Source organism: Tannerella forsythia, from assembly GCF_003860135.1.
GTDB lineage: Bacteria > Bacteroidota > Bacteroidia > Bacteroidales > Tannerellaceae > Tannerella > Tannerella forsythia_A.
The window spans coordinates 1-1,547 of sequence record NZ_RQYN01000122.1; the positions used below are offsets into that span (position 1 = coordinate 1).

General features: G+C 42.5%; 2 protein-coding genes. Both read right to left on the reverse strand.

All coding sequences use genetic code 11. The annotated features are described in order from the left end of the window. Nucleotides 1–44: 44 nt before the first annotated feature. On the reverse strand, nucleotides 45–1,079 hold the full coding sequence (locus EII41_RS13550) for a TolB family protein (RefSeq protein WP_124790998.1): 1,035 nt from the start codon (nucleotides 1,077–1,079) through the stop codon (nucleotides 45–47). A gap of 271 nt (nucleotides 1,080–1,350) precedes the next feature. Continuing rightward, a partial coding sequence (locus tag EII41_RS14380; protein ID WP_221620734.1) for a hypothetical protein occupies nucleotides 1,351–1,547 on the reverse strand: 197 nt, incomplete at its 5' end.

Here is a 1,547-nt window from a genome sequence, read left to right on the forward strand (position 1 = left end):
ATGAATGCAATTATACAACTTTTTTCCGGATCTTGATTTATGGGTTACCCACACGATTCAACACAGACCCATAAAATAGACTGTCCGTCTGGTGTTATTTCAGGATTCTCATCTCGATATTCTGCCTTTGTCAACCGAGTTTGTTTGCTCCCATCCACATTCATAATAAATATCTCAGGTTTGGCATTTTCCCACGATACATAGACGATTTTACGCCCGTCCGGTGTCCATTGTGGATTTTGATTTCCATCGGGTGGCCAACCCGGCCATCTTCGTGGTGAGATCGTAAAAGTAAGCTGTTTCTGATTTTGTCCGTCACTATCCGCTATAAACAGTTGCGCTTCTCCCTCACTCCCTTGAGCGGAATATACGATTTTATCTCCTTGTGGAGACCATTTCGGAGAAGAACCATTACGAATAATCAATTGACTGTTGCCCCCGCTGATATCCATTTTGTAAATATGATGGCCAGCTTCCGTCGAAGCGCAATAGGCCATATATTTTCCATCCGGAGAAAAGCTCATCGTGCATATATCGCCTTTTGTTTTCAATGATTGTCGCGTATTTTCCGTAAGGTTGTACAAGATCAAATCGTGCTTTCTAAAGCCTTCACCCGAATACTTTATATACGCGATCTGTCTGTCATCGGGCGACCACGCAAGATGGCCGAATTGTGCCGCTTCGGTTGGTCCGACATGATCGATTAAAGTAAGACCTGTACCGTCCGTATTGACGATATACAATCCGTATTCACTACTCATTCCAACGGAATTATCCGGATTAGTCCACGTTTTGAAATGAACGGAAGTGAACAGTAATTTTGTCCTGCCGTGAGAACACACGGGCTTTTGACATGTCACTGTTTTATCAACTATTTTTCGCAAGCTTCCTCCTGATTTATCCATAGTACAGAGACTCCATACCGAACTGCCGTCAGTGATTCGAGCAAGGAATGCTATTTTTGCATAATCCGAGGGGTGAACGATAGGAGTTTCATCGTTCGGATTTTCAACCATGTCGCATTGGGAAAAGGTAAAAAGACATCCCATGCAGATTAGAAAAGATGTAATTTTTTTCATAACCTTTTGTTATTTAAGTTCGTATTAATGTTTGATCCGTTTTTTGCGAACTTTCGTTAGGCTTCAAATATACGCATTTAGTTTGTTTTATGCAAATATTTTTTTGCACTTGATATGGTTAAACCCAGATTCCGCAATAGAAGGAATAAGCATGAATTTCATTCAGGCCTTCAGCCCTCCGAACAAGGCCCGGATGTCAATATACCCCACCCTTGCGGGATGGGGCTGAAATAATTCGGGCTTTTTATAAACCCCGCAGAAGCGGTAATTCTTAAATTGTTGATTTTGTTTGCTCCGCTGATTGTTGAAAGAGCCCTGAAAGGGCGTAATAATTCAGCCCAATGCGAAGCGTTGGGGAAAAAGGCATCGCATCCCGGCGGAGGGCTGTAAGCCTGACGTAATCATTGTCGTATATTCGTACGTCCATGATTAATGGTAAATGCCGAACAGTGTATCGCGTAATTTGGG

Excerpts from the sequence above, each read along its gene's own strand:
- EII41_RS13550 (WP_124790998.1), bottom strand. The coding sequence starts at position 1,079 with ATGAAAAAAATTACATCTTTTCTAATCTGCATGGGATGTCTTTTTACC.